Genomic DNA, 6,999 nt, shown 5'->3' with positions numbered 1-6,999 from the left:
GAAAAGCTCTTTCAAAAGAAAAAACAGAGACGATTTTGATAATAATAGTCAAAATCGTCTCTGTTTTCTATAAATAGTAGTTTATTGTCCCACTCTCCTTCATCACTACTTCTAAGTTCAAAAACTATTTATTTTTTTTATTTCTTCTGACAATAAGTAAAACAATTACTCCTAAAACAAGTACTACACCTATAATTGTAACTGCCATTTTTGCCTTTTCTTCCCCTGTTTTTGGTAAGTCACCATCTTTTTTCTTAGAATCTACTTGGGTAGAATTTGTTGTGCTGACTGAAGACTTTGCTTCAGTTGATGTAGCTATAGAACTAGATGTAGAAGTATCTTTCGGTAGCCCTTTATCAATCCTACTAATGATATTAAGGATTCGCCCCCCTCCAAAAGGACCATCACCTATTTCATTCAATTGTTTTAAAACAGCAATCAATTCATCATTACTCATTGGCGCAGCAGCTATAAAACTACTATTTTTTGGATATAACGCCTTTAAATATGCCTGTAACTCGTCTACATGATCTATCATTTCAGAAAAATTGCTAAAACTATTAGGGATAAAAGATAACTCTTTCGAAACCTTATCCCATGATATAGTCTGATCAATATACAAAGCCTTCAGTACTCTTACATATGCTCCTACATCCATCCCAATCATGTCATCATTGTAACGATTAAATAAGGTCATTGCATTGACTAACTGTTCATTTGTTAGCAAATCTAATTCGTTTTTAGTAATCCCATAATCATCAGAGAGTAAGCCTTCACGAATACTTTGACCTGAAGAAAAATCAACTTGTGACAAATTTTCTTTTTTTACTTCACCGATTTTGCCCTCAACAAACGTTATCGCATCCGATGCAGTCGTTTCTGCATCAACAACTGGTGATACTTCGCTAGAATCTTCCATAGAAGAATCCGAAGTCACACTGCTAGAGCTAGTTTCAGAAGTAACTTCTGTTGTACTTCCACTCTCTTGCGCTAAAGCTGGTTGCCCTAAAAAAGCAAAAGCTGCAAAGACACTAACTAATAATATCAATCTTTTTATCACTATTCCCCACCCCTTTTGTTATCTTTACGTAATAATTGTAACACTTACGTTACAATAAATAAAGCAATAATCCAGAAAGATAGACTCTTTAAGTAATTCTTTACTTTTTTATCGATTTCTATAAAAGTTATGACCCTATTCTATTGACCTTCACGCAACGTCATCTTGTACTCTGTTATTAGGAGAACGGAGGTGTGTAAAAATGGAATTTTATCCGATGCCTTTATTTGTAAAAATTGAAACAGCCAGCCTTAATGATTCCGTCCGTTGGTACCAAAACAAGTTAGGATTTATCTCAGTGTTTGATTTTTCAAATGAAAACAATATGATTATAATGTCACACTTACGTCGCGAAAAATATCAAGATTTAATGCTTATTCAAGCAGATCAAGACAAAGCAAGTGATAGCATAGTCATAAATCTAAATGTAGAAAATATTAAAGAAATTAGAAGTAAAATGGACAAAAAGGAGATTATAAATGAATTAAAGGAGCAGCCTTGGAATGTTTTAGAATTAACAGTTCGTTCGTTTGAAGGAACTATGATTAGTTTAACCGAACAAATAAACCCTGATAAAACATTTGAAGAAGTTTTTGACCAATCTTAATTTATTTTTCTGTTGCTCTTTCATCTCTAACTGACAAACGTAGAATGAGTAACTTTACTCTAACTATTTTTAACTAATGAAGCATTTAAAATAGAAGTTGCTTGTTGCATGCATAATAAAAATAGCAAAGCAAAAAAAATTCTCATGATTGTTATTAATGATATTTATTATTTTATCAGCTAAAACAGTTGTCCGATTAAAAATATTGAAAAGGTAAACACTTTTTTACCTCTACAAAACAAGTGTTTACCTTACAATATAATTATTTTTCTGTTATTTACACACGTGGAATAAACAGGTTTCCTAACGTCGCTGCCATGATAGCTTTAATAGAGTGCATCCGATTTTCAGCTTGGTCAAATTGACGACCATATTTACTTCTAAAAACTTCATCGGTTACTTCCATTTCCTTGATGCCAAATTTTTTATAAATCTCTTCTCCGTACTTCGTGTTTGTATCATGAAACGCTGGCAGGCAATGCAAAAATATTAAGTGATCTTCATTTTGAGTTTTATGAACCATTTCCATATTTATTTGGTACGGCATCAACAACTTGATTCGCTCTTCAAATTTATCTTCTTCCCCCATAGAAACCCAAACATCGGAATAAAGAACATTTGCCCCCGCTACACCTTTATTTACATCATCCGTAATTAGTAATTCAGCACCTGACTTTTCAGCAAAAGTTTGCGCCATTTCAATAATTTCTGCTTCCGGTTGCAATTCTTTCGGCGCTACAATTCGCATGTTAGTTCCTAGTATAGCTCCAGTGACTAATAATGAATGAGCCATGTTGTTGCGCCCATCCCCACAGTAGGCAACAGTAATACCTTCCACTTTTCCAAAATTCTCTTGAATCGTTAAAAAATCAGCAATCATTTGAGTGGGATGCCACTCATCTGTCAATCCATTCCACACAGGAACCCCAGAAAATTCAGCTAACTCTTCCACTACTTTCTGGCTAAACCCTCTAAACTCAATGCCATCAAACATTCTCCCCAAAACTTTTGCAGTATCTTCTGTTGACTCTTTTTTTCCTAGTTGAATGTCATTCGCTCCTAAATATTCGGGATGAGCGCCTAAATCAATAGAAGCAGTCGTAAAAGCAGCTCTTGTTCTAGTCGATGTTTTTTCAAATAGTAACGCAATGTTTTTTCCTTTTAAATACTCGTGAGGAATCCCTTTCTGCTTCAATTCTTTCAAGTGTTGTGAAAAATCAATTAAATACTGTAGCTCTTCTTTTGTAAAATCTTTCTCAGCTAGCAAACTTCTACCTTGAAATACATTATTCACTAAAAATACCTCCTTGATTATCGATACCCATCATTTTATTTACATACTCATTATAACCGGAAATTTTACAATCCCATAAAGAAATAGTAAAATAACAAACGCAAAAATGACTTGCTCATACGGCTTAAATACTTTCTCTGAATTTTTTTTCTTCACATAAATGTACATAATCGTTCCCGGACAGAGAGCCAGAATCGTCAATACTACATACATCATTCCAGAAGCATAAACTAGCCACAGCATATAAATTGTCGCGATAATTCCAACAACCATATTTTTAGAAAGCGCCTTTTCTTTACTCTTAAGATTCAATTTCATTTGAAATAGAGCTACACAGGTATAGGGTAAAAGAATAGTCGAAGAGGACAACTTTGAAAGCAAAGAATAAGCTTCATTTGTTACTAGAAACGTTAAAAGTAGCACTTGTACAATGAGATTCGTAATAATGATCGAATTAATTGGCATTGAATTTTCATTTTCTTTTGTAAAGATTTTAGGAAATAATCTTTTGATTCCAGCTTGATAGGCTACTTCTTCAGCCAATAAAGTATTCGCAATCCACGCACCAAAGATCGAAATAATTACACCTAGATTAACGATTACTGCTCCCGGCTTACCAATAATTTTTTCTAAAACATAAGCCATTGCTGGATTAGGTAAACTTTTTAGTTCCTGCTGGCTCATTACACCATATGAGAAAACGGTCACGGTAGCATAAATCAAGGTTACCGCTGCAAATCCAAGTAATGTTGCTTTTCCAACATCGCTTCTTTTTTTCGCTCGACTGGAAAAAACCACAGCTCCTTCAATCCCAATAAACACCCAAACGGTTACCAAAACGGTTCCTTTTAATTGCTCAAAGACATTTGTATATTGGTTTGGATCAGAAACTTTTCCCCAAAAGTCATTCAAAAAGATATCTTTGTTAAAAGCACCAATTACACAAACAATGAAAATGATAATAGGAATCATTTTAGCAATCATAACGGCTGTATTCAACAAAGTAGCCTTATCTAATCCCCTGATAATCATAAAATGAAGTAGCCATAACACAATCGAAGCACCAATAATCGAGGCAACATTTTGCCCATCACCAAATATTGGGAAAAAGTACCCTAATGCGCTAAATAGCAACGTACCAAAAGCAACATTTCCAATAATAACTGAAATCCAATAGCCCCAGACAGAGTTAAAGCCAATGTAATTTCCAAAGCCTTCTTGAGCATAGCTAAAAATTCCTGAATCTAAATCAGGTCTTTTTCTATTCAAGTTTTCCATACAAAAGGCTAGTGATCCCATGCCAATCCCAGCTATAATCCAACCAATAATCGTTATGCCAGCAGATGCTGTACTAGCCATCTCCTTCATTAAGTTGAAAATTCCTGCACCAACAATTGCACTAATGATGATCCCTACAAGAGAAAGTAACCCAATCTTCCTTTCAGAATTGTCCATTGACCTCTCCTTCTTTCTTGCTAAAAAAACAAGCAAGGATTGCTAAAACTATTTGTCATACCTTTAATAATCCTCTAGTGGCTCACGGTTCCATACTTAGAATCTTAACGATAAGCAACTTAATCCACCATCAATTTTTCGATATTCTGATGTATCAACAACTAATACCTTATACCCTAAATCTTCAATTTTCTTTTGTACTTTTGGATACCCTTCAGGAACGATCACATAATCATTTACCCAAATGCAGTTTGCGCCATAAGCTTCATCTAGTTCAATTTCTATCTTGTTGAATTTTTCAAATTCTGGTGCTGTTTTAAACTCTCCCGCTACTAGTAAATTATTATTTTCCAAGTAAGCTAAACCTGTTTTCAAGTGAAGCATTTCCTTCATCTCAACCATTTGTCCAGAAAGTCCATATTTTTCTAACAAGGCAATCATTTGTTTCGCACCAGCTTCATTGGTTCTAGCAGATAAGCCAATATAAAAATGATCGCCAACCATCATAATATCACCCGCTTCAACTGTACCTGGTTCTTTTATATATTCAATATGCTCATAAAATTTTTCCAAGGCTTCAATCATATCTGGCAAAGCAGCTTCTTTTCTTCTACTTAAAGCACCGGGACGTGTGATAATCGCACATTTACTTGTACACAAAGCAACATCTTCAACAAAACAAGAGTCTGGAAATTCATCTTTAGGCTCTAAAACAGTCACATTCACCCCAGCTTTCGTCAAAGCGCTTACATAATTTTCATGTTGAACTAAAGCTTTACTGTAGACTGGTTTACCTTCATTTGCACTTGTTAATCCTTCTGAAATACTTTTAGATGGTACCCGTACAATGACATTTTTAAACATTTCATTTCCCTCTTTCTTTGATTTACTTGCAACTAAAGTATACAATATACAATAAAGAACATCAAGACTAAATTTACTTTTCTTTGTATTTATGTTGTAAAATAGACATGAAGGAGGGAATCATATGAATCCTAAAGAAAAAGTCTATAATTTCATTTCAGAACAACTAACTCTTGGCAACCTAAAAAGAGACGATCGTATTACCGAGCAATTTCTAGTTGATAACTTAGGAATAAGTAGAACCCCCATTAGAGAAGCTATGTTACAACTGGCGTCAGATGATATTTTAGAAAGAGAACCTAGAAAAGGCTTTAAATTAAGAAGTTATACTAAATATGATGTCGAAAATTTATATCAATTAATCGGGGTATTAGATGGAAAAATTGCTCAATTGACCATTGATAAACTTACAGAAACAGATTTTTCTTTGATGAAATTCTTAATTGATAGTATGTATTCTGCGATAGAAAACGAATTGTATACAAAATACAACGAACTTCAAGAACAATTTCATGGCATTTATATCAATAAATGTACAAATGCTATCATTCGCAATGAGTTAATTATTAAGAAAAAAATGTTTATCGGTAAAACCTATTATCGAGTGGACAGCAATATTATCAAGAATATCCTGCATACTACTAATGAAGAACACGAAACCATTTTACGACTCTTCCAAGAAAAAAAAGACCGCGAACTCCGAGATTTTATAGAAAATACTCATTGGAAGACTGAAAATGCTCAGTATGATATTTGGTAATAGTTGACTTTCAAGTTAAAGGTATCATATTTCGAATCAGCGACCTTCTCTTTATTTCATTTCTTTGAATTAAAAATTAGAAAGAGTTTGAGGAATAAAAATGACTATTGATGAGTTTAAAAACTATTTGGTACAAGACCAAGAAATTAATGACATTCTTGAAATCATTAAAAAGTTGCAATTACCCGATTGCTGGCTATGCGCTGGTACCATCCGAAACTATTTTTGGAATCTTTTTAGTGATGTTAGATCAAAAACATATATTAGTGATGTTGATGTTATCTTCTTCGATAAAACAATCTCTTACGAGGAAACAACGCGTATCGAACAAAAGCTAAAGCTGAACTACCCCATGTATAACTGGGAGCTTAAGAATGAAGTTTATATGCACCAACACAATCAGGATATTTCGATTGCTCCTTATGAAAATTCGCAAGATGCCATTAGTAAATTTCCTGAAAAATGTACAGCGATTGCTGCGCGAAAAGATTCAAAGAATCAACTAGAGCTCTTTGCACCCTATGGTATCGAGGATATCATTCAGTTCCGAGTTTCTCCGACGCCCTTCTTCTTAGAAAGTGAATTGAGACTTGATATTTATAAAAAAAGAGTGCTGACCAAGAAGTGGCAAGAAATTTGGCCTTGCTTAACCGTTGATTTTATTAATAATTAAGATTAGGAATGAAGTCCTTTATGAAACCTACTATGAAAAGCTTTTACAAATTTTTCTTTTACTTCAGCTTATTTCTTGCTATGTCTTTGTTTATTCTACTATGCTATAAAGTGATTTTTTCAAAAGGTGACAATCTAGATGAGCTACTTATCCGAGCTTTTGGTTCTTTTATTTGTGCTCTCTTTTTTTATTACAAATGGCGCAAAGAGCTAAAGAAAAAATAAGTTCATGAAAAAAATACCCCTCAATAAATCAAAGGAAAACTGATTTTTGGGGGTTCAACTAT

At 33.7% G+C, this 6,999-nt stretch carries 7 protein-coding genes; 3 read left to right on the top strand and 4 right to left on the bottom strand.

Annotated elements, in window-relative coordinates:
• Positions 1–124: 124 nt before the first annotated feature.
• The gene (locus tag BCR26_RS12525; RefSeq protein WP_069699338.1) at positions 125–1,060 is read right to left on the bottom strand and encodes an LPXTG cell wall anchor domain-containing protein; all 936 of its coding nucleotides are present in this window, start codon (positions 1,058–1,060) and stop codon (positions 125–127) included.
• 202 nt (positions 1,061–1,262) lie between these two features.
• Here BCR26_RS12525 and BCR26_RS12520 point away from each other — a divergent pair, with 202 nt between their 5' ends.
• Complete coding sequence (locus tag BCR26_RS12520) at positions 1,263–1,667, top strand: VOC family protein (RefSeq protein WP_069699337.1); 405 nt, start codon at positions 1,263–1,265, stop codon at positions 1,665–1,667.
• A 277-nt stretch (positions 1,668–1,944) separates the two neighbouring features.
• Here BCR26_RS12520 and argF read toward each other — a convergent pair whose 3' ends face one another.
• The 3 genes from argF to BCR26_RS12505 all read right to left on the bottom strand — a co-directional run bounded on the left by argF (position 1,945) and on the right by BCR26_RS12505 (position 5,280).
• Positions 1,945–2,961, bottom strand: a complete 1,017-nt coding sequence (gene argF, locus BCR26_RS12515; protein ID WP_069699336.1) for an ornithine carbamoyltransferase — start codon at positions 2,959–2,961, stop codon at positions 1,945–1,947.
• A 39-nt stretch (positions 2,962–3,000) separates the two neighbouring features.
• Positions 3,001–4,416 (bottom strand): basic amino acid/polyamine antiporter, encoded by a 1,416-nt coding sequence (locus BCR26_RS12510; protein WP_069699335.1) that lies wholly within the window; start codon positions 4,414–4,416, stop codon positions 3,001–3,003.
• 96 nt (positions 4,417–4,512) lie between these two features.
• Positions 4,513–5,280 carry a dimethylarginine dimethylaminohydrolase family protein gene (locus BCR26_RS12505; protein WP_069699334.1) on the bottom strand — a complete coding sequence of 256 codons (768 nt, stop codon included), beginning with the start codon at positions 5,278–5,280 and terminating at the stop codon, positions 4,513–4,515.
• A gap of 124 nt (positions 5,281–5,404) precedes the next feature.
• On the opposite strand from BCR26_RS12505, the gene BCR26_RS12500 reads away from it, so the two are divergent.
• Positions 5,405–6,040 carry a GntR family transcriptional regulator gene (locus tag BCR26_RS12500; protein WP_069699333.1) on the top strand — a complete coding sequence of 212 codons (636 nt, stop codon included), beginning with the start codon at positions 5,405–5,407 and terminating at the stop codon, positions 6,038–6,040.
• A 100-nt stretch (positions 6,041–6,140) separates the two neighbouring features.
• The gene (locus tag BCR26_RS12495) at positions 6,141–6,713 is read left to right on the top strand and encodes a nucleotidyltransferase family protein (protein ID WP_069699332.1); all 573 of its coding nucleotides are present in this window, start codon (positions 6,141–6,143) and stop codon (positions 6,711–6,713) included.
• Positions 6,714–6,999 lie beyond the last annotated feature (286 nt).

Origin of the sequence: Enterococcus rivorum (assembly GCF_001742285.1) — a bacterium.
Classification (GTDB): domain Bacteria; phylum Bacillota; class Bacilli; order Lactobacillales; family Enterococcaceae; genus Enterococcus_L; species Enterococcus_L rivorum.
The sequence above is the reverse complement of the archived record's forward strand: the minus strand, read 5'-3'. Positions and strand labels throughout refer to the sequence as shown.